The organism is Azorhizophilus paspali, assembly GCF_043587585.2.
Taxonomy (GTDB): Bacteria; Pseudomonadota; Gammaproteobacteria; order Pseudomonadales; family Pseudomonadaceae; genus Azotobacter; species Azotobacter paspali.
The window spans coordinates 215360-239862 of sequence record NZ_CP171449.1 but is presented as its reverse complement, the minus strand read 5'-3'; the positions used below and the strand labels follow the sequence as shown (position 1 = coordinate 239862).

At 62.6% G+C, this 24503-nt stretch carries 25 protein-coding genes, 1 tRNA gene and 4 pseudogenes; 21 read left to right on the top strand and 9 right to left on the bottom strand.

What is annotated here, in order from left to right; all coding sequences use genetic code 11:
• Positions 1-104 precede the first annotated feature (104 nt).
• On the bottom strand, positions 105-3461 hold the full coding sequence (locus ACGI6K_RS01300; protein ID WP_394543301.1) for a DUF2126 domain-containing protein: 3357 nt from the start codon (positions 3459-3461) through the stop codon (positions 105-107).
• Positions 3462-3753: 292 nt separating this feature from the next.
• On the opposite strand from ACGI6K_RS01300, the gene ACGI6K_RS01295 reads away from it, so the two are divergent.
• From ACGI6K_RS01295 to ACGI6K_RS01260, 8 genes are all read left to right on the top strand, one after another.
• The gene (locus ACGI6K_RS01295) at positions 3754-4989 is read left to right on the top strand and encodes a methyltransferase (protein WP_376943123.1); all 1236 of its coding nucleotides are present in this window, start codon (positions 3754-3756) and stop codon (positions 4987-4989) included.
• 265 nt (positions 4990-5254) lie between these two features.
• Positions 5255-5330 (top strand) — tRNA-Thr (locus ACGI6K_RS01290).
• Positions 5331-5501: 171 nt separating this feature from the next.
• The gene (locus ACGI6K_RS01285) at positions 5502-6818 is read left to right on the top strand and encodes a tyrosine-type recombinase/integrase (RefSeq protein ID WP_376943211.1); all 1317 of its coding nucleotides are present in this window, start codon (positions 5502-5504) and stop codon (positions 6816-6818) included.
• Between the two features lie 198 nt (positions 6819-7016).
• A complete protein-coding gene (locus ACGI6K_RS01280) occupies positions 7017-8216 on the top strand; it encodes a hypothetical protein (RefSeq protein WP_376943213.1) in 1200 nt (399 codons plus the stop codon).
• A 101-nt stretch (positions 8217-8317) separates the two neighbouring features.
• Positions 8318-8569 carry a helix-turn-helix transcriptional regulator gene (locus ACGI6K_RS01275; RefSeq protein ID WP_376943216.1) on the top strand — a complete coding sequence of 84 codons (252 nt, stop codon included), beginning with the start codon at positions 8318-8320 and terminating at the stop codon, positions 8567-8569.
• Position 8570: 1 nt separating this feature from the next.
• Positions 8571-8954: a hypothetical protein gene (locus ACGI6K_RS01270; protein WP_376943218.1), complete on the top strand. Its 384-nt coding sequence runs from the start codon at positions 8571-8573 to the stop codon at positions 8952-8954.
• Positions 8951-9637: a KilA-N domain-containing protein gene (locus ACGI6K_RS01265; RefSeq protein ID WP_376943220.1), complete on the top strand. Its 687-nt coding sequence runs from the start codon at positions 8951-8953 to the stop codon at positions 9635-9637. Before ACGI6K_RS01270 ends, ACGI6K_RS01265 begins: the two co-directional genes overlap by 4 nt.
• On the top strand, positions 9634-9882 hold the full coding sequence (locus ACGI6K_RS01260) for a hypothetical protein (protein WP_376943222.1): 249 nt from the start codon (positions 9634-9636) through the stop codon (positions 9880-9882). The genes ACGI6K_RS01265 and ACGI6K_RS01260 overlap by 4 nt, the downstream gene beginning before the upstream one ends.
• Positions 9883-9968: 86 nt before the next feature.
• Here the strand turns inward: ACGI6K_RS01260 and ACGI6K_RS01255 are convergent, their stop codons facing one another.
• From ACGI6K_RS01255 to ACGI6K_RS01245, 3 genes and pseudogenes are all read right to left on the bottom strand, one after another.
• Positions 9969-10199, bottom strand: coding sequence for a DNA-binding protein (locus tag ACGI6K_RS01255; RefSeq protein ID WP_376943224.1), 231 nt, complete (start codon positions 10197-10199; stop codon positions 9969-9971).
• A 23-nt stretch (positions 10200-10222) separates the two neighbouring features.
• Positions 10223-10633: pseudogene (locus ACGI6K_RS01250) on the bottom strand (BrnA antitoxin family protein).
• The gene (locus ACGI6K_RS01245; protein ID WP_072432627.1) at positions 10593-10871 is read right to left on the bottom strand and encodes a BrnT family toxin; all 279 of its coding nucleotides are present in this window, start codon (positions 10869-10871) and stop codon (positions 10593-10595) included. Before ACGI6K_RS01245 ends, ACGI6K_RS01250 begins: the two are co-directional and overlap by 41 nt.
• 342 nt (positions 10872-11213) lie before the next feature.
• Between ACGI6K_RS01245 and ACGI6K_RS01240 the strand changes: the two genes are divergently transcribed.
• From ACGI6K_RS01240 to ACGI6K_RS01215, 6 genes are all read left to right on the top strand, one after another.
• Positions 11214-11387, top strand: a complete 174-nt coding sequence (locus tag ACGI6K_RS01240; protein ID WP_376943228.1) for a hypothetical protein — start codon at positions 11214-11216, stop codon at positions 11385-11387.
• Complete coding sequence (locus tag ACGI6K_RS01235) at positions 11384-11575, top strand: hypothetical protein (protein WP_376943230.1); 192 nt, start codon at positions 11384-11386, stop codon at positions 11573-11575. The genes ACGI6K_RS01240 and ACGI6K_RS01235 overlap by 4 nt, the downstream gene beginning before the upstream one ends.
• Positions 11572-11826 carry a hypothetical protein gene (locus ACGI6K_RS01230; RefSeq protein WP_376943232.1) on the top strand — a complete coding sequence of 85 codons (255 nt, stop codon included), beginning with the start codon at positions 11572-11574 and terminating at the stop codon, positions 11824-11826. The genes ACGI6K_RS01235 and ACGI6K_RS01230 overlap by 4 nt, the downstream gene beginning before the upstream one ends.
• On the top strand, positions 11823-12062 hold the full coding sequence (locus ACGI6K_RS01225) for a hypothetical protein (RefSeq protein ID WP_376943234.1): 240 nt from the start codon (positions 11823-11825) through the stop codon (positions 12060-12062). Before ACGI6K_RS01230 ends, ACGI6K_RS01225 begins: the two co-directional genes overlap by 4 nt.
• 574 nt (positions 12063-12636) lie before the next feature.
• The gene (locus tag ACGI6K_RS01220; RefSeq protein WP_376943236.1) at positions 12637-12951 is read left to right on the top strand and encodes a transcriptional regulator; all 315 of its coding nucleotides are present in this window, start codon (positions 12637-12639) and stop codon (positions 12949-12951) included.
• Positions 12944-13228: a helix-turn-helix domain-containing protein gene (locus tag ACGI6K_RS01215; RefSeq protein WP_376943238.1), complete on the top strand. Its 285-nt coding sequence runs from the start codon at positions 12944-12946 to the stop codon at positions 13226-13228. Before ACGI6K_RS01220 ends, ACGI6K_RS01215 begins: the two co-directional genes overlap by 8 nt.
• Before the next feature lie 100 nt (positions 13229-13328).
• Here ACGI6K_RS01215 and ACGI6K_RS01210 read toward each other — a convergent pair whose 3' ends face one another.
• Entirely contained in the window at positions 13329-13577 is a 249-nt protein-coding gene (locus ACGI6K_RS01210; protein WP_376943240.1) for a hypothetical protein, read from the bottom strand.
• Between the two features lie 295 nt (positions 13578-13872).
• Between ACGI6K_RS01210 and ACGI6K_RS01205 the strand changes: the two genes are divergently transcribed.
• Entirely contained in the window at positions 13873-14889 is a 1017-nt protein-coding gene (locus ACGI6K_RS01205) for a substrate-binding domain-containing protein (protein ID WP_376943242.1), read from the top strand.
• A 473-nt stretch (positions 14890-15362) separates the two neighbouring features.
• Here the strand turns inward: ACGI6K_RS01205 and ACGI6K_RS01200 are convergent.
• Positions 15363-16247, bottom strand: a pseudogene (locus ACGI6K_RS01200) (IS5 family transposase).
• A gap of 366 nt (positions 16248-16613) precedes the next feature.
• Between ACGI6K_RS01200 and ACGI6K_RS01195 the strand changes: the two are divergent.
• From ACGI6K_RS01195 to ACGI6K_RS01185, 3 genes and pseudogenes are all read left to right on the top strand, one after another.
• Positions 16614-17105, top strand: a complete 492-nt coding sequence (locus ACGI6K_RS01195; RefSeq protein WP_377968977.1) for a hypothetical protein — start codon at positions 16614-16616, stop codon at positions 17103-17105.
• Between the two features lie 306 nt (positions 17106-17411).
• A pseudogene (locus ACGI6K_RS01190) lies at positions 17412-17759 on the top strand (toprim domain-containing protein); the annotation flags it as partial.
• Positions 17741-17959 (top strand): annotated as a pseudogene (locus ACGI6K_RS01185) (transposase); the annotation flags it as partial. The pseudogenes ACGI6K_RS01190 and ACGI6K_RS01185, both read left to right, overlap by 19 nt.
• Positions 17960-18388: 429 nt before the next feature.
• Here the strand turns inward: ACGI6K_RS01185 and ACGI6K_RS01180 are convergent.
• On the bottom strand, positions 18389-18757 hold the full coding sequence (locus tag ACGI6K_RS01180) for a transcriptional regulator (RefSeq protein WP_376945594.1): 369 nt from the start codon (positions 18755-18757) through the stop codon (positions 18389-18391).
• A gap of 342 nt (positions 18758-19099) precedes the next feature.
• Between ACGI6K_RS01180 and ACGI6K_RS01175 the strand changes: the two genes are divergently transcribed.
• Positions 19100-19957 carry a restriction endonuclease gene (locus ACGI6K_RS01175; RefSeq protein WP_376945592.1) on the top strand — a complete coding sequence of 286 codons (858 nt, stop codon included), beginning with the start codon at positions 19100-19102 and terminating at the stop codon, positions 19955-19957.
• A gap of 160 nt (positions 19958-20117) precedes the next feature.
• Complete coding sequence (locus ACGI6K_RS01170) at positions 20118-20876, top strand: metallophosphoesterase (RefSeq protein ID WP_376945590.1); 759 nt, start codon at positions 20118-20120, stop codon at positions 20874-20876.
• Positions 20877-20964: 88 nt separating this feature from the next.
• Here the strand turns inward: ACGI6K_RS01170 and ACGI6K_RS01165 are convergent, their stop codons facing one another.
• A complete protein-coding gene (locus tag ACGI6K_RS01165) occupies positions 20965-22584 on the bottom strand; it encodes a malate:quinone oxidoreductase (protein ID WP_376945588.1) in 1620 nt (539 codons plus the stop codon).
• Positions 22585-23274: 690 nt separating this feature from the next.
• Between ACGI6K_RS01165 and ACGI6K_RS01160 the strand changes: the two genes are divergently transcribed.
• A complete protein-coding gene (locus ACGI6K_RS01160; RefSeq protein WP_376945586.1) occupies positions 23275-23874 on the top strand; it encodes a hypothetical protein in 600 nt (199 codons plus the stop codon).
• 117 nt (positions 23875-23991) lie between these two features.
• Here the strand turns inward: ACGI6K_RS01160 and ACGI6K_RS01155 are convergent, their stop codons facing one another.
• A complete protein-coding gene (locus ACGI6K_RS01155; RefSeq protein WP_376945584.1) occupies positions 23992-24348 on the bottom strand; it encodes a hypothetical protein in 357 nt (118 codons plus the stop codon).
• Positions 24349-24503: the final 155 nt, after the last annotated feature.

Below are 24503 nucleotides of genomic sequence, written 5' to 3'. Positions count from 1 at the left end.
ATCAGGGGATTGCGCATAGCGCCTCCTCCCCGGCGGACGGCGCCGGGAAGGAGATCCGCGCGGATCGGTCCCGTCCGGGCCGTCCCGCCCGGACGGGAAGACGCTCAGCAGCGGCGCAGGTCCAGGGTCATCGGCATCTCCCTGTTCTCGACCGGCTCGGCGGGCACCAGTTTGCCCGGTGTGTGGCCGATACGGAAGAAGCGCGACAGACGGCGGCTCTCCGCTTCGTAGGCGTTGACCGGTAGGGTCTCGTAACTGAGCCCGCCCGGATGGCTGACATGGTACTGGCAACCGCCCACAGAACGCTGCATCCAGGTATCGACCAGGTCGAACACCAGCGGCGCGTGCACACCGATGGTCGGGTGCAGGCTGGAAGCCGGCTGCCAAGCGCGATAGCGCACGCCGCCGACGAACTCGCCGACCGTGCCGGTCGGGCGCAGCGGCACCGGCTGGCCGTTGCAGGTCAGCACGTAGCGGTCCTGGGCCATGCCGCTCACGCTCACCTGCAGGCGCTCCAGGGAAGAGTCCACGTAGCGCGCGGTGCCGCCGACGGCGCCTTCCTCGCCCATCACGTGCCAGGGTTCCAGCGCCTGACGCAGCTCCAGCGCCATGCCCTGCACGGCGAAATCGCCGAGTTTCGGGAAGCGGAACTCGAAATGCGGGGCGAACCACTCCGGCCGCAACGGATAGCCGTGCCGGTCCATCTCGTAGAGCACGTCGTGGAAGTCCTGGGCGACGAAGTGCGGCAGCATGAAGCGGTCGTGCAGTTCGGTACCCCAGCGCACCAGGCGCTGCGGCCGGTACGGCTCGTCCCAGAAGCGCGCGATCAAGGAGCGCAGCAGCACCTGCTGGGCCAGACTCATCTGCGCGTGCGGCGGCATCTCGAAGGCGCGGAATTCGAGCAGGCCGAGGCGGCCGCTAGCGCTGTCCGGCGAATACAGCTTATCGATGCAGAACTCGGCGCGGTGGGTATTGCCGGTGATATCCACCAAGAGGTTGCGCAGCAGGCGGTCGACTAGCCACGGCGGGCAGTCGGCGCCCGGCTCGGGCATCTGCCGGAAGGCGATCTCCAGTTCGTAGAGCGAGTCGTTGCGCGCCTCGTCCACCCGCGGAGCCTGCGAGGTCGGGCCGATGAACAGGCCGGAAAACAGGTAGGACAGCGACGGGTGGTTGTGCCAGTAGCCGATCAGGCTGCGCAACAGATCCGGCCGGCGTAGGAACGGCGAATCGGCCGGGGTCGCGCCGCCGAGGACGAAGTGGTTGCCGCCGCCGGTGCCGACGTGGCGGCCGTCGATCATGAACTTCTCGCTGGTCAGCCGCGACTGGCGCGCCGCCTCGTAGAGGTACTCGGTGCGCTCGACCAGTTCGTCCCAGTTCTCCGCGGGGTGGATGTTCACCTCGATCACGCCCGGATCGGGAGTGACGCGGAAATGCCGCAGGCGCGGGTCGGCCGGCGGCTCGTAGCCCTCCAGCAGCACCGGGCAGTCCAGCTCGCGGGACGTGGTTTCGATGGCCGCGACCAGCTCCAGATAGTCCTCCAAGCGATCCAGCGGCGGCATGAAGACGTATAGACGGCCTTCGCGCGGTTCGACGCAGAGCGCGGTGCGGACGATGTTGGCGGCCGACTCGAAGGGCGCCGGTGCCGTCGCCTGGCGCAAGCCTTCGCCCGTAGCGCCAGGGCTGTGCGGGGAAGCGCCGGAGCCCGACCCTTCGCCCTTCGCGGCCGGGTGGGTGGGCGACGCGCCGCGCAGTTGCCGGAGGATCTGCTGACGGCTCGGCAACGGCGGGAAGAACTGGTTGGGGTCCGGCGCATGCACGTAGGGCTGATCCATGTCACGGGCCCAGGGCAGCGAATCCAGCGGCAGGCGCCAGCCCAGGGGCGAATCGCCGGGGATCAGCCGGCAGTATTCGTCGCGCAGGAACCAGGCGCCGGTCAGCCAATGGCTGCCATCGAGGCTGCGCATCAGCGGCAGGACGTGTCCGACCGCATGCTCCAGGCCCTGCTGGAAGACCCGGCGCAGGCGCTCGCGCTCCAGCGGATCGGCCAGCCGCGTGTCCGCGGGGGTGACGTTCTCCGGCAGGCGACGCTCGCGCCAGAGGTAGTACAGCCAGTCCTCGTAGGCTGGGAAGAAGTGCTCGCCGGAAACCCCGAGATAACCGCAGAGGATATTGAGAAAGCGCGCGCCCAATTGCGCGTCGGCCCCGTAGTGACGAGTCTCGTCGGCATACAGCGCCGGGTCCTGCCAGACCGGCTCGCCGTCCTTGCGCCAGAAGCAGTTGAGCGACCAGCGCGGCAGTTGCTCGCCCGGATACCACTTGCCCTGGCCGAAGTGCGCCAAGCCCTGCGGCGCGTAATGCGCGCGCAGGCGATGGAATAGGTCGGCGGCCAGGCGGCGCTTATTCGGCCCCATGGCCTCGGTGCTCCACTCGGGATCGTCCGGGTAGTCGAGGGCGATGAAGGTCGGTTCGCCGCCCATGGTCAGGCGCACGTCGCCGCGCAGCAGGTCGGCGTCGACCTGGTGGCCGAGGTCAAGGATCGCCCGCCACTGCTCCTCGCTGTAGGGCCGGGTGACCCGAGGCGCCTCCCAGATGCGCTCGATGCGCATGTCGTGGGAGAACTCGCATTCGCACTCGTCGACCAGCCCGCTGATCGGCGCCGCCGAGGACGGCTCGGGACTGCACGCCAGCGGGATATGCCCCTCGCCGGCGAACAGCCCGGAAGTCGGATCGAGGCCGATCCAGCCGGCGCCCGGCAGGTACACCTCGCACCAGGCGTGTAGGTCGGTGAAGTCCACCTCGGTACCGCCGGGACCGTCGAGCGACTTCACGTCGGGCTTGAGCTGGATCAGATAGCCGGAAACGAAGCGCGCCGCCAAGCCCAGATGGCGCAGCAGTTGCACCAGCAGCCAGGCCGAGTCGCGGCAGGAGCCGGAGGCCTTCTCCAGGGTCTCCTCGGGACTCTGCACGCCGGGCTCCAGGCGGATCAGGTAGCGCACATCGCGCGCCACGCGCTGGTTCAGGTCGACCAAGAAATCGACGCTGCGGGTCGGCTTGTGTTCAATGCCGGCCAGATAATGGGCGAACAGCGGCGTTGCCGGCAGTGTCACCCGGTAGGGCGCCAGTTCGCGCCGCTCGCCCTCGGTGTAGTCGAAGGGAATGGTTTCGGCGTAGGGCTCGAGGAAGAAGTCGAAGGGATTGAACACCGCCATCTCGGCGACCAGGTCGACCTCGATCTTCAGCTCGCGGGTCTTCTCCAGGAACACCAGACGTGCCAGGTAATTGCCCTGCGGGTCCTGCTGCCAGTTGATGAAATGCTCGCCCGGCGCCACCTTCAGCGCATACGAAAGGATGCGGGTGCGGCTATGCGGTGCCGGACGCAGCCGGACGATTTGCGGCCCTACGTTGACCTGCCGGTCGTAACGATAGTGGGTGACATGGTGCAAAGCGACATGGATCGACAAGGCGGGCCTCCTGCGTGGCCAGAGCGATGACTGTGCGGAAGATGTTAGCAACTAACATACCTACATCTTTATGTCACCGCAGGGAACTTTACACCTTCGTTTTGGATCTGCGAACGGCGAGGCGAAGCCTCATGCGAGCCCAAAGGGTACATGTCTCCGCCTCCTGCCCACCTGTCGGGAAACCGGCCGAATTCTAGCAAGCACCCCGCGACGAAGCCGCCCGCCTCCCGTGCCGCCCGCCGCAATTCTCCCGCTATAATCGCCGCCGCCCCAGCCGAGCCACCTACGAAGCATGCCAGTTCCCCTTCCCCTCAGCGGCCCGCGACTGCTCGAGCGCTTCCGCGCTCTCGACGACTTCCTGCTCGAACATCAGGCGTTCTGGCGGCCACGCCCGTTCAACCTGCTGCGACTACCCTGGGAAGAACGGCACTCCGAACTGGCCGCCTGGCTGCGTCGGCGCTCCCTAGAAGACGCCGAGGCCGCCCACAATCATCCAGAACGCTTGGATGCGCCCGCGCCTTTCGCCATGCTGGCTGCCGCCTCGCTCGCCCTCGGCGAGACCGGTGAGTTGCCCGCCACGGCCGAGGATGCGGCCCCGGAGCGCTTCGCGGTCGATGTGCCGGGGCGTAAGTGGCAGCAGATCCGCTACTTCGCCAGTCGCCTACGGTTCGCCAGCCAGCCCAGCCACTGGCTCGACTGGTGCGCCGGCAAGGGCCACCTCGGCCGCGCCCTGGCCCACGACGGCACACCCCTAACTTGCCTGGAACACGACGCCGAACTGGTCGCATCCGGCCAAGCGCTCAGCGACCGCCTGGAACTGACGGCCCGGCACCGGCTGCAGGACGTGCTCGCCGACGATGCCGCCGCCCAGCTCGACGCCAGCCACACCCCGGTGGCGCTGCATGCCTGTGGCGAACTTCACACGCGCCTGCTGCAACTGGCCAGCGCCGTCGGCTGCCGGCAACTGGCGGTGGCGCCCTGCTGCTACAACCGTATCGACAGCGCCGATTACCGGCCGCTGTCCGATGCCGCCCGCGCCTCGCGGCTGCAACTGTCCCGCGACGACCTGCGCCTGCCACTCAGCGAAACCGTCACCGCCAGCGCCAGGGTCCGGCGCCAGCGCGATCAGTCGATGGCCCGCCGCCTGGCCTTCGACCTGCTGCAACGGGAATTGCGCAGCATCGACGCCTACCTGCCGACCCCCTCGTTACCCGTCGCCTGGCTGCAAAAAGACTTCGCCAACTACTGCCGCGACCTCGCCGCCCTCAAGGATCTCCCCATTCCCACAACGCGCGACTGGCAAGCTCTGGAAGCCCGGGGCTGGCAGCGCCTGGCCGAAGTGCGCAACCTCGAACTGCCGCGCGCCCTGTTCCGCCGCCCTCTGGAACTCTGGCTGCTACTCGACCGTGCCCTCTACCTCGAGGAACAGGGCTACGAAGTCCGCCTGGGCCGCTTCTGCCCCCCCCGACTGACCCCGCGTAACCACCTGCTGCTGGCCGAACGGGTTACCCACATTACCTGTGGATAACTATGTTGATGATTTCCCGAAAACCCCACCCAAAGCCCACCAATAGTGCCATCCGGATCGCTGCGCACTTTTCGACCTAAAGATAAAAAATCAATAAAAACAAGTACTTGAAAAAGCGACCAAAAGTCGCACGATATGACGGACCAAGAGACTTGCCAAGCCCCGCCGATGTGAATAAACGAAACGGCAAAGCCCATCGACCCCGCACAGACGCAGCCAATCATTTACTCGGCAAATCAAAAGGCTATAATGGCCACCCTTCTCCGCCGGTATAGCTCAGCAGGTAGAGCAACTGACTTGTAATCAGTAGGTCCCGGGTTCGATTCCTGGTGCCGGCACCACAAACACTAATCCGATTGCTCCCGAGTTCACCCGGAAGCGACGGAAACCCAGAGAAACCGGCCTTAGAGCCGGTTTTTTTTGTGCCTGTGTTCTCCCGCCTTCGTCTAGATACCCCCAAGGTTTAGGGGTACGCTTAGGGGTACGTCGGTTCGATTTGGAAACGTACCCCTATGGCGCGCACTGTTACCCCGCTCACAGACTCCAAGTGCGAGGCCGCCAAGCCACGCGACAAGGATTACAAGCTGTTCGACGGGCAAGGGCTTTTCCTGCTGGTGAAGCCGTCTGGCGTGAAAACCTGGCGCTTGAAGTTCACCCGCACCGATGGCCGCGAAGGACTGGCCACCTTCGGCAACTATCCGGCGCTTGGCCTGAAAGCCGCCCGCGACCGACGCGCCGAAGCCCTGGAGCTGCTGGCCCACGGGCAAGACCCCATCGAGGCCGCCAAGCTGGCCAAGATCGAAGCGGCGAACGCCCGCACCAACACATTCGAGGCGCTGGCGCGGGAATGGCACGCGACCTGCTCCCGCAAATGGTCGCCCGGCCATGCGGAAACCGTGCTGCGCCGCATGGAGCTTCATCTGTTCCCGACGCTGGGCGCTCGCCCCGTGGCCGATCTGAAAGCCCGCGACCTGCTGGCGCCGCTCAAGGCTGCCGAGAAGCGCGACACCTTGGAGCTTGCCAGCCGCCTGCGCCAGCACGTCACCGGCATCATGCGCATGGCGGTACAGGCCGGACACATCGACAGCAACCCGGCCAACGACCTGCAAGGCGCGACAGCGACGGGAAAGGTCCAGCACCGCCCGGCGTTGCCCCTGGAGCGCCTGCCCGAGCTTCTGGGGCGCATAGAAGCCGATAGCGGTCGCCGGCTGACTCGCCTCGCCGTGACTCTCACCTTGCACGTATTCATCCGCTCCAGCGAACTGCGCTTTGCCCGCTGGGAGGAAATCGACTTCGAGCGCGCCCTGTGGACGATCCCCGGCGATCGCCAGCCCATCGAAGGCGTTCGCTACTCCCACCGGGGCGCCAAGATGGCCACGCCGCACCTTGTCCCCCTGAGCCGGCAGGCGCTGGAGCTGCTGGTCGAAGTGCGCCAACTGACGGGCCGCCTCGATCTGGTGTTCGCGGGCGATCACGATCACTGGAAGCCCATGAGCGAAAACACGGTGAACAAGGCCCTGCGCCGTATGGGGTACGACACACAGAAAGAGGTATGCGGCCATGGCTTCCGGACTATGGCCTGTTCTGCCCTGGTGGAGTCGGGGCTGTGGAGCCGTGACGCGGTAGAGCGGCAGATGAGCCACCAGGAGCGCAACAGCGTGCGTGCCGCCTACATCCACAAGGCCGAGCACATTCAAGAGCGCCGGCTTATGTGCCAGTGGTGGGCGGACTACTTGGACGCCTGTCGGGAGCAATTCGTGACCCCCTTCGAGTTTGCCCACCGGGGCGAGGATGCCGGCAATGTGGTGACGATCAAGCGCAAAGTTTGATCTGACAGCGCGGCATATTCGCAACCTGTCGCAACGCTGCGCAACCCAGGCGACCGGCAAGGCTATAATGCGCCATCACTGTTGATTCATACAGAAAGCGAGTTACCGGCCAGCCTAGCCCGACGGGGCGAAAAGCGGACTTCCCATCCGCCTGGCTGGCCGACCTATTCAGGGTGGGAGCGCCTGGGAGGGCGTTGAATGGAGAAAGTTTACCGGCTGCTTGATTGGGTGGACATGGCGCAGGCTGTGGATTGGCTGCAAGACATGACAGAAACACCGGTTACCGAATACCAACTATTTCAATTATGTGAGGCAGGAAAGTGCGCGGTATATGCTCGTATCGAAGATGTGAGCGGAGCAAGTAAAGGATTACGCAACGGCGCAGCTGGCAAGTTTCCTGTGACAAGCTGCGATTATAAAAAAGGGCTAGTTCTGTTCGATGAAGTTGAACCAAGAGGTATTCAGCAAATACTGAATGCCACTGAGCTTAAAAAAGCTGGAACATCAACACATGTCGAGCTTGAAATGATTGGGGAAGTGATCACCATAAAACATTCGCATACGGGAACACACCGTACCGCATGCTTAGCGCAATGGCGCGCCACTGTAGGAATGCGCGACTGCCTCATAACATTCAAAGCCAGCGATATACAATCCCTTGCTGAAAAGATGAATATGACGGCGGAGCAGTATTTAGATTCAACCGAGATTGAATATCTACGCAAGGAGCTGGAAGCGGCAAAAGATAGAGTTTTAGCAAATCACAGCACTATTAGAGAAATGGAGCATGAGGCTGTAAAGCTGTGCCAGCAACTAGACCAGGAGCGAGCAGCCAGAGAAGCAGAAGCCTTAGAGCAAGCCAAGTTTCATGCTGTCGAGCTGGAAGAGATGCGCAAGCAAATCAGCCTTTACAATGAAGAAATTAAATATCTATGTCAGCTTTTTGAGAAGTCGGAGGCCAATAAACGCGTCGAGCTTGAAGACGCAATGTCGATAATACGTGAGCTGAGTGATAAGGCTGGAAATGCCGAACTGCTACAAGCCAAGCTTGAAGTATTGCATGAAAGGTATGAAGCAGAGAAAGCAGTACGCGAAGCCGCAGAGCGGCGAGCAGAGCGAGCAGAAGCAGAGGCCAAGCCTCCCCACCTGCTGGCCATCACCGGGCTTCTGGAGTTGCTGTTAGACAACAGCCGGACACGCTACACCCAAGGCTCGGCAGCAGAGGCAATCGAGGCACTACACCCGGATTGGAAGGGCGCCAGCGCCAGCAAGCTGACCAAGCTATTTGCAGAAGCCAAGGCCGTAGCGAAAGAAGCCGACAAGGTAGCCCAAGCCAAGGCTGAAGCCAGAGAAGCCGCCGCTAGTAGGGCAACGGCAAGAAATACCGCAAAGTCCTAACCCAGCATTTTGCAATTGCAAAAATTGGTTTTGCAGTTGCAATGACCGGTACCGTCCCTATCCCTAACGTTTGCTCCAGTCGCAACACAGGAGTAACCGACGTGACCGCTACCAACCCCGCCGCAACGCCCTATAACACCCAGACGCCAGCCCTTCCCGAGCTGTGGACGATGGCCGAAGTGGCGCGCCTGATGCGCCGCACCCGCTCCGGCGTGGACAAGCTGCGCGCCCGTGATCCAAGTTTTCCCAAGCCCTTGAAGGACGGCGACAACCGCCGCAGCCGCATCTACTTCGTGCGTTCGGAAATCGAGGCGTACTTGGCTGCCCGCCTGGAAGCGCGTGAGGTGGCCTGACATGAAAAAGGCGACCCGTCCCGAAGAACAAAGCCGCCTGCTGCAAGGCCAGTCTATCACCGCCAGCGCCAGCCTCGACGTGCTGCTGGTGGATATGCCGACCAAGATCGCCCGCATCCTGGCCTACATGTTGGTGTCCTGTAACTCGCTGAACCGCTTCGAGGCCGAACTCCTGGGCGACCACTGCCTGAACTCGACCGTGGCGAAGCTGGCGAACCAGTACGGCCTGGAGTTCCAGCGCCAGCCGGAGAAGGTATCCAACCGCTGGGGCGCTCCCTGCGACGTGACCCGCTACAGCCTGCCGGAGAGTCAGCACCAGCGTGCCCGTGCCGTGCTGGCGCTGCTGAGCAAGCCGGCCAAGGGCCGTAAGGAGGTGACGGCATGAACGCACGCATCATCCCCTTCGAGTACGAAGGCCAGCCGGTACGGTTCAACGCCGAGGGTTGGCTCCATGCGACCGAGATTGCCGAGCGGTTCGGCAAGCACCTGCGCAACTGGCTCGACAGCGCCGAAACCCTGGAGTACGTCCGTGCCCTGGACGAACTCCAGCATCCTGATGATGGGCCGTCCGCAATCTCAAATGTCCGTGATTCCGGATATTTGAAGACCCGACGCGGGAACAACGGCGGGACGTGGCTTCACCCGAAGTTGGCCGTCGCGTTCGCCCGCTGGATCAGTCCGAAGTTCGCCGCCTGGTGTGACATGCAGATTGACGCCCTGCTGCGAAGTGACGGGAAGCCTTGGGCGAGCGCCAGGCGCGAGGCTGCCCTCGGCTACCGGGCCATGTGCGATGCGCTGGCGCTCCACCATGAGGCCCGTGGCAAGACGCCCCAGCGCCATCACTTCATCAACGAGGCCCGGCTTATCAACGAGACGATCACCGGGGCTTTCGCTGGCCGTAGCCGCGAGCAACTGAGCGCCGCCGAGCTGGAGCTTGTCACCCTGGTCGAACTGCGCGACACGGCGCTGATGGGCACCGGCATGCCCTACGCCGAGCGCAAGGCCAGCCTGAGCCAGTACATGCAGACGTTGCAGGGCAAGCGTCTGGAAGGAGGCCGCGCAGCATGACGACCTACACCGGACACCGCGTAGAAGACCACGAGGATTTCATCCTGGAGCAGCTTCTGCCGCTGATCGTCGACCATGCTGGTGCCAGCGATACCCCGACGGAGGTAGTCGCCTTCGCTGTGCTCCTGGCCCTGGCGACGGTCCTGCAAGCTAGAGGGCTGGGCCGTGACGTGCTGGTGCGCGCCATCGACGCCGCCCGCTTGCAGCCCCACGAAATCCATGACGAACCGGAGGGCTTGCAATGATGCCGCTCGCCACCACACGCGCTAGCCAGCGCCTGGACAATGAAAAACGCGGGGCCACGGCAGATCGCTGCCCCCGCGCTACTGGCTCAACCTTGAGGGGAGCCAGATTCCTGCCGGCTGGCGCCGGTGACAGGCTGGGAATCTACGCCTACCCCAATGCGGTTGATAGCCCGAGCCCGAGCAACGGACTCATGCACCTTGGCAATGAACTCTGCGTCGTCGCCAGCTTCCTCGATGCAAGCCTCAAGGTAGAGCGCAATGTCCTCCTCGGTTTTGAGATGGTCGATAACGTCCCACCTGGTGAGTCTGATAGCCATGCCGCTCTCCTGAAGTTGCCGATCTACTCGGGCGAATGCGTCTTCAGCCAGTCCGCCAGGGTGGCATCCATGCGGGTCTGCCAGCCGGGGCCAGACGCCATGAAGGCTCAAGGCGCATGCTTTGCCAGGTCTTCAGCCATGCGTGTCTGCCAGCCCGGCCCCGTGGCCTTCCAACGTTCCAGCACGTCCGGCGGCAGGCGCAGTTGTATCGCCACCTTCGCCGGCTTCCTGCCGGGGCCGCGCCGCCCTGGGGTACGGCCCAGCACCGTATCGCCCCGCTTCATCACGGCCCCGGCCCAGTCATCGGGCGTGGTGCGCGGGTTGTCGCGGTCCGCTGCAATATCGTCATCCGCCAGTGCCTGCACACGGTTCAGGTCTGTGCGGTCTTCCCGGTCACTCACCGGGGTGGTGTTGCCAGTAGTAGCGCGCTTCATGCGTGTCTGCCTTGCGGATACTGATGATGTGATCGGCCTCACCGCGTGGAGTGTGAACCACCACCACAACCACAAGGCCCCGGTAGACGCCAAGCGTTTGCAGACGGGGTTCACCGTAGGCTTCCCGCGTGTCTTCGCGGGAGATCGTGAAACCGGCCAGCACTTCCTCGGCAATGACCAAATCCAGCCCGTGCTTACGGAGATTGGCGGCGCGCTTGGCAGGGCTGAAAGTAATCATGATCTTAATGTATATGTTATTTGCTGGAAAAACCAGCAAACTCCATATGCATTTTATTGCCCGAGTATTGACCCGACCAGCCGCCAACGCTACGGTTCGCCCGTCACGGTAAGTCCCGTGGCCGGCCGTCGCGGGCCGATCAACTCTAGGCGCTACAGCGCCCACCATCCCATTGCAGGCGCTTTTTTTGTGCCCGCAGTGTCGTGTTATGGCGGCTGTGCGTGGGAAGCCTTCGGGCTTGCCGGGTTCCTAGAGTCCCGGTCCGCGAACCTGCGCACAGTCGCCACCAGTTACCGCGTCGCGGCGGTAGGTGGCGGCTCCTCAACTCTAGGAGCTTCACCCATGACCCAACGTCACGTCCTTACCCTCAATCCGTCCAAAGCCCGCGCCGCCGCGCATCGCGCCATGGCCCTTGCCGCCCTGCGCGCCGATTCCTCCCTGTACGTCCGCCTGCGCCGCTACAACCACCACATCAACATCGCCCGCGCCCTGGAAGCTCAGGGGGTGGTCCTGTGATCGCCGTCCAGTTGATCAACAGCACCGGTCGCGTGCTGGGCAATCTGCGTCTTCCGTCCCACCTGAGCCTCGCCGACCTAGAGCGTCTGGCCCTGGCTGCCGGCTCTCCGTCGCTTGAGAAGCACGTCGAGCAGCAGCTTGCCGCCGAGGTTCGTACTCGTGCCCTGGAAGTGGGGGTGGTGGCATGAGCACCATCGTCCGCACCACTGACGCCATCGCCGATGAAGCAATCTGCACCATTGCCTTTGGCCAAGAGCATTCGACCTGGCTGTCCGCCCTGATGACCGCCATCCGCCTCGACGCCGAGCACAACCAAGGCCGCTGCGTGGCCGATCTGGCCACCCTGGGGCACTACCTGGCCAGCGACTGCGCCAACTACCTGGACACGCAATCCAGCGACCTTCGCCGCGAGCTGGACGCGCAGGAGGTGGCGAAATGATCCGCTCCGACTGGAATGCCCTGTTGACGAACCACGAAACCATCGAAGCCATGAGCCCGGAGAAGCTGTTGCAGGTCGGCGGTGCGGTCATCCAGAAGGCTCGCGCAGTCGAGACCAACGTGCTGGCCGAGGCTGGCGAGCGCTACCACGTTGGAGCCCTTTCCATGCTCAACATCGGCACGGATGGCCTTCATCAGGGCGGTCAGCCAGCCGATGCTCTCGCGGGTACCGCGTAGCTGGTCCAGCGCGGCATAGGCGATGGTTACGGTAATGCTGCTGGCCTCGGTCACCGCGCACCTCCTGCAGCGTCCAGGCTGCGGGCGATGGCCATGTGCGCGTTGTAGCGGCGCAGGCGGACGAACAGGGAGGAGTCGGCGCAGGGCGGCAAGGGCCATTGCTCGATGCGTCGCGGCGCGTTGCCGGAGTGCGGACGGATTGAGGGCGGGGTCGTGCTTCATGGGGTGGTATTCCAAGTTTGAGATTGGAACCGCCACCGCCTGCGGCCAAGCAGGGAATGGTGGCGGACTGTGCGGGGTTGGCCGACCGGGAAACTTGGAACCCGGCACACCCGAAGGTGTCCCCACACAGCCCACCATGACACGGCATTGCGAGCACAAAAAAAGCGCCTGCAATAGTGTTGGGGCGCTTGTGCGCCAAGTTTCGACTGGGGCGGCCAAGCCCACTGACCACGGGATTGACCGTGACGGGCGAACCATAGCGTTGGCGGCCGGCGCGTGCAACACCCGGTTTCAAAGTTGGGGCAGTATCCCTTGCTTGTTGTACGTACGGCATAGCCGTATCATTCTCGCCATGTATACCGTCTTCGAAACCGAAGTATTCCAGCGCCATGCGAATGCTATCTGGGCCGATGGTGAGCGTGAGGCGTTGATCACCTGGCTGGCGGCCAATCCTCTGGCCGGCGACGTGATTCCCGGTACCGGCGGGTTGCGCAAGGTGCGCTGGTCGCGGGCAGGGATGGGCAAGCGGGGCGGAACGCGCGTGATCTATTACAACGCGCTCGCCGATGGCCATATCTGGCTGTTGATCGCCTACATCAAGGCCAAGCTCGACAACCTGCCGGTGGCCTTCCTGAATCAGTTGAAAGAGGCAATCGAACATGGATAAGGAAATGGAGCAGTTCCAGACCGATCTGCTGGAGTCCGTCCGGCAGATGAAGGCCGGCAAGGCGGCGCGAGCCACGAAAGTGGAACTCACGCCCGTGGCTGAGGCGCGCGCCAAAGTTGGCGTTTCGCAGGCCGAGTTTGCCGAACTGCTGGGGGTGAGCCTGCGCACCTTGCAGGATTGGGAACAAGGGCGGCGATCCCCTTCCGGGGCGGCCAAAACCCTGTTGCGCGTAGCTGTCAAACACCCCGAAGTGCTGCGCAACCTACAAGTGGCGTGATTGCCTGTGCGTTGATCGGAGCCGCCTACGGGCGGCTTTGCTTTGTCCAGGCGCTGCTGGGTTACCTTGGCTCCTCCACGAAAACGAGAAGTCTGGACCATCATTGCAAGCCCTCCAGTTCGTTGTGGATTTCATGGGGCTGCAAGCGGGCGGCGTCGATGGCGCGCACCAGCACGTCACGGCTCAGCCCTTGGGTTTGCAGGATGGTCGCCAGGGTCAGGAACACGGCAAAGGTGACTACCTCCGTGGGGGTGTCGCTGGCGCCGGCGTAGTCAATGATCAGCGGCAGAAGCTGCTCCAGGATGAAATCCTCGTCGTCCTCGACGCGGTGTCCGGTGTAGGTCGTCATGCGGCGCGGCCTCCCAGCAGGTGCCTGCCCTGCAACGCCTGCATGTACTGGAGCAGCCGAGTTTTCGGCCAATGTCCGAAACTGCCGCGGCGCCGGTTTGAGCATGGCCCGCAACTGGACCATCCGTCTCCCGCTGGGGAATGAGACGGTTTGCTCTCAGTGAGGCAGATCGGTCTGTCTCGGCTCGGCTGGTTCGAGTCGGGTTAGTTGGTCTGTTTCGACTGCTCCAACTGCCTCAGACAATCATGATAATTTCGGTAGCTTGCTCGCCTGCCGGGACTTGTAGGGACACAATTTGAAAATATTACGATCTTCTCGTTTTATTGCGGCGGGCCTGCTCTGCGGGCTGCTGGTCACTCCCCTTGCTAGCGCTGACCCCTTGCAGTTCGCATTGGTCGCCAAGCGGATTGATCATTATTTCTTCATCTCGGCCGCCAAGGGCTGCGCTGAGGCTGCCCAGGCCCAGGGCGATACCTGCCTGTTGTTGGGTGCTTCGGGGGCGTCGCATTTTCGCCGGCAAAATAAAGCCCTGGAACAGGCTTTCGCTAGAGGTCTGGATGGTATCGCCTTGTCGGTGACCCATTCAAAGTGGCTGGCCAATCACGCCCTTAAACGGGCAAACAAGACACTACTGATCACTTTCGATTCGGATTTGGAACCCGCAGAGCAGCATCTGCGTAAGGGATACGTCGGACTCGACAATCTGGCCTTCGGCCGGCAACTGGGCATGCTCGCCCAACGCCTCAGGCCACAAGGCGGAAAGCTGTGCGTCCTGAGTGGTAGCTCGCGGGACACCAACCATCGGGAGCGTCTGCGAGGCATTCGCCAGCAGTTGCGCGGTGACCAAGCCGAGAGTAGAGCAGCCGACCGGCTGAACGGACAGAATGGCTGGAGCGAGCCGAATCGCTGCCCGTTATATGACACCGATAATCAAGAGAGCGCGTTGCTCAAGCTCACCACCCTGCTGAACTCCACCAACCAGTACGACACCATCATCAGCCTTGGCAGTTGGCCAGTTCATCACGCCGATATCTATCGCCGGCAACTCGGTCCACTACTTGCCAGACTCAAGGCAAAGGGTACGTCCCCGACCATCATCATCGCTATTTCCGAGTTCGACACAGCGCTGCGCCCGCTGCTTGAAGATGGCCTAGTACAAGCCTATCTGAGCATGGAGAGCCGCGAAATCGGTCGCCAGAGCTATCGGCTACTGAAGAGCTTGGTGCGAGGCGAGCCCATTCCGGAGAGGATTTTCGTCGATAGCCACGCCTACCTATCCGAGGTGCCGTCGGATATTCCCACGGAGCGTTGAAGCACCCCATTTATCATCATTCAGCCATAGCGTGACTCCCGGTTTTTTAACTTCGCGGGCGTGAAAAAAGACTTCAGGGCACGGTCTAGGCGTACAAGGGCTGAAAGTTTCGACCTTCCCCTTCCCCATCGGCCACCAGCAACAGGCACGAACAGGATCAGGCCGGGCCATCGGCTACCTATAACTTCCCTGTGCCTTAGCGTGGCGCTGGTGCCTGCTCTGGCCTGCCGTCAGGCGCTCGCATCACCCCAATCTCACCCTTTGCGATCTTGCTGCGTCCACGGCTTGACGGCGGGCATTCATGGGGTTGGTTTTCGCAAAAGCCGGAATGCCGGCCTTTTAGGGCACCTCTAAAAACCGCCATCCGAATCATGCTGAGCGATGAAATACACTCGTGCTTGCAGCAGAGCTACCCGTCAGGCTTGACGCTCACATGGTAAAGCTGCTCGAGGCAGCGTGGCCAAAGGCCTGGATCAGGCCATTTCCAGCAGGCTGCTCATCCGTTTCAGGTTGTACACCGCCGATTTGAGCGTCAGACCAGACTCAGCCCGGGCCAGGCCGATGCCGCGCACGGCCTTGCCGCCCATCCGGGCCAGGCTGGGCAAAGACCTGTTCGACCCGGGCTCGGGGACTGGCTATGCGTTTGTTTCGTGCCTTGTCCCGTTCACCGATCGGCTTGCCGGCCTGGCCCTTGCGCTGGATGGACGGCCTCCAGCCGATTAGGTGGAGCCAGCGCTTCCGGGGTCTGGACAGCTTGTAGCGAAGTACGACTTGCCGTGTTTCTTCGTCCCGCGCCTCGACATCCTTTTGCCGGCGCTTGGCGGGCGACCATTCGACCGGTACGGCCTGCTCTTTCACCATGGCCTGCTCATCGGCCGTGTTGTGCTGGATCGGTGCCCGGATAATGCTGGCATCGATGATCTGCCCCTCGCGAGCCCGCAAGCCGTGCTCCTGCAACTGACGCTGCACCTCGGCAAAGATCCGATGCTCGACGTGGGCCTGTACCAGGCGCTCGCGAAAGACCCAGATCGTGTTGCGATCCGGCACTCGGCCGGCGTTTTTCAACCCGGCAAAACGCTGGAAACTCATGCGCTCGAGCAGTTGGAACTCCATCTGCTCGTCGGACAGGTTGAACAGTTGCTGGAGCACCAGCAGGCGCGTCATCAGCTCTGTTGGATAAGGTGGCCGACCGCCCTTGGCGCGGCTGGAGCGAGGCGCTCTGCGTCGATCTCGGCTGCCAGGGCGGCAAAGTCCACATGCTTGTCCAGTAGAGCCAGTGGGTCGCCCAGGCTATCGAGCTTGGCTTCTCGCTCCTGGTCGGCAAACAGATTGAACATCGGCAGGCTCCGGGGGATCAACAAACCGTCGAGTTTACCCTCGGGACGCGAGGGTTTTTAGAGGTGCCCATTAGTGGGATCCGCTGTCGGTTTGCGCCGGCTGCGAGGCGTCCCTCACCTGCAGGAGCGCCTTCGCTGAAATTTGGTAAAGCCAAGACTCTCAAGCTATTGTTTTTGGGTCGCCGAAGAACAAACGGATCGAATTTTGTAAGGAAGCTTAGACATGCCACGCATACTCAAGACCGCACAGATTCTCACGGAAGTATATGGTGCAATTTTAAAGTCAGTTGGACAGCGTTCAGTTATCGTGTTGAAAGCGTTGGCTAAATCTGAAGGACACTTAAAAAACGGTGTCATCTGTGTGGGTATAGGACTCTCTCAGACTTAGTGAACCCTTTGACACTTCCTCAGTACCTTGATGCTAAAGGGCTTGTTTTGTATGTGGGGATGTCGCCAGGAATGACTCAAAATTTCACATATAGCAATGGACGGGGAAAGAGGTTTGAATACGGGGCAGGCTCGCAGGCATTTAAAAATTTTGTAGAGAGCAGCTTGAGCTCTATCGCACCAGTCATATTTTGCCCTGCCCAACCAAGACCTGCTGGCCCTCGTAATAAAGATGACGAGGTTTCATTTATCGGCGGGAGCCATGTAGGCAACGCGGGGTGCGCAGAAAAGCAAATTATGTATGACGTGATGGAAATACGCCAAGGTGGTTTATTAGGTATCGGCAATACGGCGTTCCCCGATCCTGATTCACCAGACAAGAGCTTGCATAGCTATATTCTTAGAAAGGCAGATGGTACTTTCTACATTTGTCCGTGCAAGACCTGCCAGGTAAGGCTGGACTACTACGGCATCAAAAATTTCGATCTGTAAATAATCCATCTCACCCGCATATCTGAGGGTAAAGACACCGCAGGATGAACCTGGTTGAGTCCGCCAAGCAAAAAACCTGGGCATCATCTGAGGTAATCTAATCCGAAGCGAAGCCCTTTAGTATTAATTACCCTTCCACCGAAAAAGACCTTTCCATTGAACGGCTGACCTCCAGTCAACAACTATGCACCCAACGTCATTCGTTAGGCGCATGCTCATGACTGTTCTTTTGATTGTTGAGTCGCCGGCAAAGGCAAAGACCATCCAGAAGTACCTTGGCTCAGGCTACGAGGTACGAGGTACGAGGTACGAGTCAGTATCGGACACATCCGCGACCTTCCCGAGAAGTCACTTGGAATTGACCTTGATACATTCTCAGCTAAGTACACGGTTTTGCCAGGTAAAAGCAAGGCCGTGAGCGGACTTCGCGCGCGCAAAGAAGCTGTCTCAGAGGTTCTGCTGGCAACTGACCCTGATCGCGAAGGCGAGGCGATCGCCTGGCATCTGGCCCAGGTACTCAAGCTGAAGAATCCGAAGAAGATCACCTACCAGGAGGTCACAAAGAAGGCTCTGCTAACAGCCATTGAGTGTCCCCGTGGACTCGACATGGCGATGGTCAACGCACAGCAGGCCCAGTGGCTCTCTCGAAGCTGATGAACAGCTTGAAGAGCGCATCCAGCCGCCGAATGAAGCAGCTACACCCTGAACTGGTCGCACCGGCATACTGGAGCAATGCCTTGTGGAGCCCCAGCTATTTTGCCGGCAGCGTCGGCGGCGCTCCTCTTGCAGTACGAGCAGCAGATGAGGCCGCTATAGGGAGGCTTCGCCTCCCGCGCTATTCATCCCCGCACTAGAAGTATGGGGCTTTCCGCGCATTTCGGTAATCGAGGCCGGCGCGCGGGGGGAGAACAGCGCTTCGACGTGAAAGCCGCGCCGGAAGCTTTTTTGCGAACGAAACAAAGGAGGCGGGGTGACCCCCGCCTCCTTGTCTATTTCCCTCTTCCCTGGTTCACCATCCTGGTGAATCGCTATCCTGCGATGTCCCTGGCTGCCATCCCCGTCAGCCGACGTCGTTCCATCGACGTGGGGTTGATATTAACCCCTCCATATAAAGGGACAAGCAGTCGAAAATCGCACTCCGTCCGTGCTTGTGTTGCGGTGCAGCAAAAGGCCCCGCGCTTTTCAATCGCTTGGCACTTGGCCGGCATGCGGTAGAGCTCTTCCAGCCTACCGCACGCATGGTCGATGTCTTACAAGGCCTGGCGGAAAGCGGGCGCTGGCACCTATCTGTACAGCCAGCATTCGAGTACCTCGAGGTTGGCCACCACGATCTGCTGGACGGCGGGCCTGGGTTCGATCTCGGCGGTATCGCTCTGGAAGCACTGCAACACGTACTGCACCAGGGCGCCGCGGCTGGCGATCGCCAGGTGCCCGTCGCGTATGCCGTAGTCGCTCTCGATGATCGCTTTCTGCTGCGCGCTGAGGCGCGGGTCCGGTTTGATCCGGATCGTTATCTCGGTGTTCCAGCCTTCGTCTTCGTCCCGGCCATGGATCGAGGCTTCCAGCAACTCCGGCGCGCCGCGCAGGCGGCCCGGCACGAAGTCGCGGTAGGCGCGGTTCTTCTTGCAGTAGGCGTGGACGAGCCAGCGCATCCCGGTGTAGGTCAGGGTCTCGGGGCTGGAATGGCAGCGGGAGTGCCGCGGGCTGCATACCGAACGGGGATACTGCGAATGCCTGGAAACGCAATTGGCATTGCTGCGCCGGTAGGGCTGCGGTCGATCCGCTCCCGGAGCGGCTTTATGGCCAATGGCCTTGATGTTGCAGTAATCTTGCAGCCGATTTCGTTCCGCCCCGCTAACCGTGATTCAGTCCAGCACTTGCCTGGCCTGCCAGGGAACTGGCGGCAGGACCGCCGCAGCGTTGTCCGCCCGACCCGCATATTCCCCTGGCAAGGCTCCTGAACACCGCGCACCATCGCCTGATAGGAGCCTTTGTTGCCTCTTAGAAGCCGTTCGTCCATCGCCGGTCTGATCCGGCTCATCGCCTTGCTGCCCTGGTGGCTGAGCCTGTCCGCCGCCTTCGGCGCCTGGTGGTTCCTGCACCCGCTGGCCGAACAGGGCACGCTGCCGAGCCTTGACAGCCTAGCCGGGCTCGGCGATCCGGCGATTCTGGGAAAGCTGCTCCAGGAGCTGCATCGCGATCCGTGGCAGGCCATGGAGCCGCTCGTGCCGTTCGCGGCCTGGGCCGGGCAGTACCTGCTACCCGGTCTGCTAGGCATTGGCGCGCTGCTGTCCGGCGCCAGGCGCAGGAAGCGGGGCAGGCTATTCCGCAAGGCGCTGAACAACCCGAAAGCCGTTTCCGACGGGATGGACTGGCAGCAGTTCGAGCGCCTGGTCGGCGAAGTATTCCGCCGCCAGGGCTATGCCGTCGAGGAAACCGGAGCCGCCGGACCGGACGGCGGCGTCGATCTCATCGTGCGCAAGGGCCGCAAGCGCTACCTGGTGCAGTGCAAGCAGTGGCGCGCCCTCAAGGTCGGAGTCAAGGTGGTGCGCGAACTCTACGGGGTGGTCGCGGCGCAGGGAGCGGCGGGCGGCTTCGTGGTGACCTCGGGAAGTTTCACCGAGGATGCCCGGCAATTCGCCGCCAGTTGCGATCTCGCCCTGGTCGATGGCGAAACCCTGCAGTACTGGATCTCCATGGTATCGGGCCGTCCGGCTCCGGAACCCTCGTCCCGCCTCTGCCCGCTCTGCCGTTCGCCCATGGTGCGGCGCACCGTCAAGCGCGGCGGCAAGGCCGGCACTCACTTCTGGAGCTGCTCGAAGTACCCGGACTGCCGGGGGACGCGGGTGTGAGGCGCTGCCGGATTAACTGCCGGCGGACAGCGACAGAGGCGGATTTCCGCTCTTCGGGTGCCTGCGCTGCCGGCCGAGCCGTTGCGCCATCTCTATCCACCTCTTCGCAACATCGTCCGGCTATAGTCCATAGTTCGCCGTAACTTCGAGGAGCATTTCCATGCGCATCCACATCCTCTCCGACCTACACAACGAGCTTTCCCCCTTCACCCCGGCGCCGGTGGCGGCGGATGTGGTGGTGCTGGCCGGCGATATCGACGTCGGGGCGCGGGGCGTGGAGTGGGCGCGGCGGGCATTCGATTGTCCGGTGCTCTATGTGCCGGGCAATCACGAATATTACGGCGGCGCCCTGGAGGAAACCCGGCGGCGGCTGCGCGAGGCGGCGGACGAGCGGGTGCGGGTGCTGGATTTCGACGAGGTGGTGCTGGGCGGGGTGCGTTTTCTCGGCGTCACCGCCTGGACCGACTATCGGGCGACCGGCGAGGCGGTGCTGGCGCGGCAGGTCGCGCAGCAGCGGCTCTCAGACTTCCGGCAGATCCGTTGGGGCGACGGGGCGCGGGCATCGCAAGCAGAAGATTTCGCCGCCCTAGCTGATCGCGCCCACGGCTGGCTGCGCGAATCGCTGGCGCAGCCCTTCGCCGGGCCGACGGTGGTGATCAGTCACCATGCGCCGTCGCTGCGCTCGATCGCCGGCCATCCCCATGCCGGCACGCCCTTCGACGCGGCCTTCGTCAATGCCTGGGACGAATTGATGGGCGAGGGCCTCGATCTATGGATTCACGGTCATACCCATTACCCGGTCGACTACCAATTCGGCGGTACCCGGGTGATTTCCAATCCGCGCGGCTACGAAAGCGAGCGGATCGCCTTCGATCCGGGCTGCGTAGTGACGCTGCTGGAGGAGAGCGGGGTGGCTTGAGGCGCGTTCCCGGAGGGCGAGGACTTCGGCGGTCAATGGGCAGGGAAAGGCATATCCCCCTCGGGCGAGGGGGATAGCGGGGCGGACCTTACAGGGCCGCCTGGGCGGGTTGGGGAGCAGTGGCCTCGGCCTGGGCCTCGGCGGCTTCCGGCTCGACCGGCATGAAGCGCAGTTGCAGGCGCTCGCTGGTCATGGCGCGGATGTTGTTGGTCAGCTCGATGTTGTTGTTGAGCTTCTGGCCGTAGGAGGGAACGATTTTCTTCAGCTTGGCCTGCCACTCGGGAGTCCCGATCCTGTCCTTGAAGGTCTTTTCCAACACGGTGAGCATGATCGGCGCGGCGGTGGAGGCGCCCGGCGAGGCGCCCAGCAGCGCGGCGATGCTGCCGTCCGCGGCGGCCACGACTTCGGTGCCGAATTGCAAGACGCCGCCTTTCTCCGGGTCCTTCTTGATGACCTGGACGCGTTGGCCGGCGGTCAGCAGTTTCCAGTCCTCGGCCTTGGCCTGCGGGAAATACTCGCGCAGTTCCTTGATGCGTTCTTCCTGGCTGAGCATCAACTGGCCAATCAGGTAGGTGCTGAGCGGCAGGTTGTCGAGGCCGGCGTGCATGATCGGCATGAAGTTGTCCGTGCTCAGCGAGCGCGGCATATCCAGCAGTGAGCCCTTCTTCAGGAACTTGGTGGAGAAGGTGGCGAAAGGTCCGAACAGGATTGCCCGCTTGCCGTCGATCACGCGGGTGTCCAAATGCGGCACGGACATCGGCGGGGCGCCGACGGAGGCCTTGCCGTAGACCTTGGCCAGGTGGCGTTCGACGACCTCGGGGTTGGTGGTGTAGAGGAACTGGCCGCCTACCGGGAAGCCGGCGTAGCCGTCGGCCTCGGGGATGCCGGTCTTCTGCAGCAACGGCAGCGCGCCGCCGCCGGCCCCGATGAACACGAACTTGGCCTTGACGGTCTTCTCCTCGCCACCCTTGGCCAAGTCGGCGACCGTCACGTTCCAGGTGCCATCGTCATTGTGCGCGAAGTCGCGTACCTCGTGCTTGAGGTTCAGCGTGACGTTGCTGTGCTTGGTCAGCGCACCCATCAACTGGCGGGTGATTTCGCCGAAGTTGACGTCGGTGCCAATCGGCATGCGCGTCGCGGCGACCTTCTGGTCGGCCGGGCGGCCCTCCATCACCAGCGGCGCCCATTCATTGATGGTCGCGTGGTCTTCCGTGTACTCCATGCCGCGGTACAGGGAGCTGTGCTGCATCGCCTCGTGGCGTTTCTTCAGGAAGGCGACGTTTTCGTCGCCCCAGACGAAGCTGATGTGCGGCACGTCGTTGATGAAGGATTTCGGATTGCTCAGCACGCCCTTGTCGATCTGGTGGGCCCAGAACTGCCGGGAGATCTCGAAGGATTCGGTGACCGCCAGCGCCTTGCTGATGTCGACATGGCCGTCGGGTTTCTCGGAGGTGTAGTTCAGTTCGCAGAACGCCGAGTGGCCGGTGCCGGCGTTGTTCCAGGGGTTGGAACTTTCCTCGGCGACCTGGTCGAGACGTTCGTAGATGTCGATCGTCCAGTCGGGCTCCAGCTCCTTGAGGTAGGTGCCGAGGCTGGCGCTCATGATGCCGCCGCCGATCAGCAGGACGTCCACGGTCTTCTCCGCGTCGTCCTGCTTGGCGCAGCCGACGATGCTGGCGCACAAGAAGGTCAATAACAGTTTCTTCATAAGACGGACCTGTTGAAGTTATGAATAGATTTCGCAAGGCTGCGGCGAGCACTGGTTCGCGCACTGCCGATGGCCGGGTCGGGATCGCCGACGCGCGCCTGCCATTACTGTCGATAAAGCTGGCGCATCCGGATCAACTGTTGTTCTTGTTCGCCACGGCCCTGACCGTCGTGCCTTTCGGCCACCTATCCGGGCGTCGTTCCGGAACATAGGACAGTCCTGGGCCGTTTCTCCTGGAGTCATGCCCGATTCGGACCGAGCATGGTTTCCTCGATGCGCAGGCCTTCGCATTCGAAGGCGTTCGTCGGTAGATGCGGGGCTGTCCGCATCGCACGAGGATTCGAAAGGCAGGATATATGCCATTTTTCGGAGGGTGCCGAAAAATCCATGTCCTGGAGCAATGGGTCGGCATTTTTCAGCCATATGTGGCGAAATGTCGCCAGGAGTAGGGTGGCCAATTCGTCCGGGACGGCGGAATTCCGCCCGTACTCATGAATGCGAACGCATGTGGACATGCCGGCCGGATCGGACGGACAGCAGGCGCCGGCACTGGCCGAAAGCGGAACGAGGCGCGAGACTGGGAGGGAGGGCTTGCGCTATTCGCAAGGCAGCGTACGGGAGCTGCGGGAGTTTCCTGGCAGCCGATCCGGATGTTGTCCACAGTCCTGTATCCAGGATGGAGTCGTTTTCATGAAAGCCGAGCATCTGTATCTTCTCGCCGATATTTCCAGCCGGCCGACGGCTAGCGCGCGCACCCGCTTGATCGCCATCCGCCGTCTCTGTCGGGCCTTCACCCAGGAGTTGGAAGCCATCGACGCCGAGCGTCGCGCCCTGAGACGACAGGCCGGCAGGCTGCGCGTCTTTCTGCCGTTCACCGGGCTGGCGGTGAGCGATCTGGAGCAGCAGGCCAGCACCTGCCGGCGCGACGCGCGGCACGATCTCCATCTGGCCCTGGCGAGCTTCGGACGCAGGCTGATGCGGGAGCGGCAGAGGATAAGCGAAACCCTGGGCTTCGACGATCTATGCGACCTACTGAACGTGAATCCCGTGCATCGCGGCGCGCTGTGCCGGCGGGCGGGCGCCGGGTTCGCGGAGATCGTCTTCATCGAGGGGCTGGAGGACAGCGCCGAACACCAGGGGACCGATTGGAAGGACGGACCGCTGTTCAACGCCTGCTACTACGCGATGATCGGGTTTCTCCGGGAAAGAGGCCTGCCGCCCGACTTCGGCCGCTACTGTACGAAGCTGCGGGAGGCGGGCAGCGAGGCGGGCCGGGCCTTGCCGTATTGAGTGCCTTCGGGCGACGTCTTCCGGCCGTGGTGGCGCCTAGCGCCTCTCCGGCGCGGGAGAGGCGGGTGTGGAACCCCTTCGAGGGCTTCGGCCGCTTGCTGGCAGGGAGGGGCGGATTCACCCGCGATGGATTGCAAGGATGGAAGCATCGTGCGCGAATCCGTCCACCGAGGCGCTATCGACCTCGTTCCTCTGGAGTTTTTTCCAGGGGAAAGTGCAGAACCTTGAGAGGGAGGCTTCCCGGCGCGGCCGGTCGAGGGCTGCCTTGAGGGCGCCAAGGGTTTTCTTCTGCGCGGCGAGATGCGGGGCGTCCTGAAGTATGGCGCCACAGCGGCTGGTTTCGGGGACCGACAGGTAGCGGGTGGCATGCCATTGTTGCTGGATGGCACTGCGCAACTCCTGGCGCAGATGAAGCAGCAAGGCTTCCGCCAGTTTCGGTTCCAGTTTCAATTCGATGAAAATGGCCTTTTCCATGGCATTTCTCGGCTAGTAACGTTGTTTTCCCAGGCAGTGGCCGTGCCGGTCGCGGTTGCGATCCGGTCCGGCCGTGCGCCCCGTGCTCGGCAGAGGAGGGCCTGCCGGCACGCGCCGGCGTGACGGGATACCGCTTGCCGCGACGACACACGGTC

What these genes read in the sequence shown, in the direction of transcription:
- ACGI6K_RS01265 (WP_376943220.1), top strand. Translation starts at nt 8,951, where the DNA reads ATGAACGCACGCATCATCCCCTTCGAGTACGAAGGCCAGCCGGTACGG.
- ACGI6K_RS01270 (WP_376943218.1), top strand. Translation starts at nt 8,571, where the DNA reads ATGAAAAAGGCGACCCGTCCCGAAGAACAAAGCCGCCTGCTGCAAGGC.
- ACGI6K_RS01180 (WP_376945594.1), bottom strand. Translation starts at nt 18,757, where the DNA reads ATGCGCTGGCTCGTCCACGCCTACTGCAAGAAGAACCGCGCCTACCGC.
- ACGI6K_RS01255 (WP_376943224.1), bottom strand. Translation starts at nt 10,199, where the DNA reads ATGGCTATCAGACTCACCAGGTGGGACGTTATCGACCATCTCAAAACC.
- ACGI6K_RS01155 (WP_376945584.1), bottom strand. Translation starts at nt 24,348, where the DNA reads ATGGAAAAGGCCATTTTCATCGAATTGAAACTGGAACCGAAACTGGCG.
- ACGI6K_RS01245 (WP_072432627.1), bottom strand. Translation starts at nt 10,871, where the DNA reads ATGATTACTTTCAGCCCTGCCAAGCGCGCCGCCAATCTCCGTAAGCAC.
- ACGI6K_RS01260 (WP_376943222.1), top strand. Translation starts at nt 9,634, where the DNA reads ATGACGACCTACACCGGACACCGCGTAGAAGACCACGAGGATTTCATC.
- ACGI6K_RS01170 (WP_376945590.1), top strand. Translation starts at nt 20,118, where the DNA reads ATGCGCATCCACATCCTCTCCGACCTACACAACGAGCTTTCCCCCTTC.
- ACGI6K_RS01215 (WP_376943238.1), top strand. Translation starts at nt 12,944, where the DNA reads ATGGATAAGGAAATGGAGCAGTTCCAGACCGATCTGCTGGAGTCCGTC.
- ACGI6K_RS01225 (WP_376943234.1), top strand. Translation starts at nt 11,823, where the DNA reads ATGATCCGCTCCGACTGGAATGCCCTGTTGACGAACCACGAAACCATC.
- ACGI6K_RS01165 (WP_376945588.1), bottom strand. Translation starts at nt 22,584, where the DNA reads ATGAAGAAACTGTTATTGACCTTCTTGTGCGCCAGCATCGTCGGCTGC.
- ACGI6K_RS01285 (WP_376943211.1), top strand. Translation starts at nt 5,502, where the DNA reads ATGGCGCGCACTGTTACCCCGCTCACAGACTCCAAGTGCGAGGCCGCC.
- ACGI6K_RS01240 (WP_376943228.1), top strand. Translation starts at nt 11,214, where the DNA reads ATGACCCAACGTCACGTCCTTACCCTCAATCCGTCCAAAGCCCGCGCC.
- ACGI6K_RS01295 (WP_376943123.1), top strand. Translation starts at nt 3,754, where the DNA reads ATGCCAGTTCCCCTTCCCCTCAGCGGCCCGCGACTGCTCGAGCGCTTC.
- ACGI6K_RS01210 (WP_376943240.1), bottom strand. Translation starts at nt 13,577, where the DNA reads ATGACGACCTACACCGGACACCGCGTCGAGGACGACGAGGATTTCATC.
- ACGI6K_RS01220 (WP_376943236.1), top strand. Translation starts at nt 12,637, where the DNA reads ATGTATACCGTCTTCGAAACCGAAGTATTCCAGCGCCATGCGAATGCT.
- ACGI6K_RS01230 (WP_376943232.1), top strand. Translation starts at nt 11,572, where the DNA reads ATGAGCACCATCGTCCGCACCACTGACGCCATCGCCGATGAAGCAATC.
- ACGI6K_RS01160 (WP_376945586.1), top strand. Translation starts at nt 23,275, where the DNA reads ATGAAAGCCGAGCATCTGTATCTTCTCGCCGATATTTCCAGCCGGCCG.
- ACGI6K_RS01280 (WP_376943213.1), top strand. Translation starts at nt 7,017, where the DNA reads ATGGAGAAAGTTTACCGGCTGCTTGATTGGGTGGACATGGCGCAGGCT.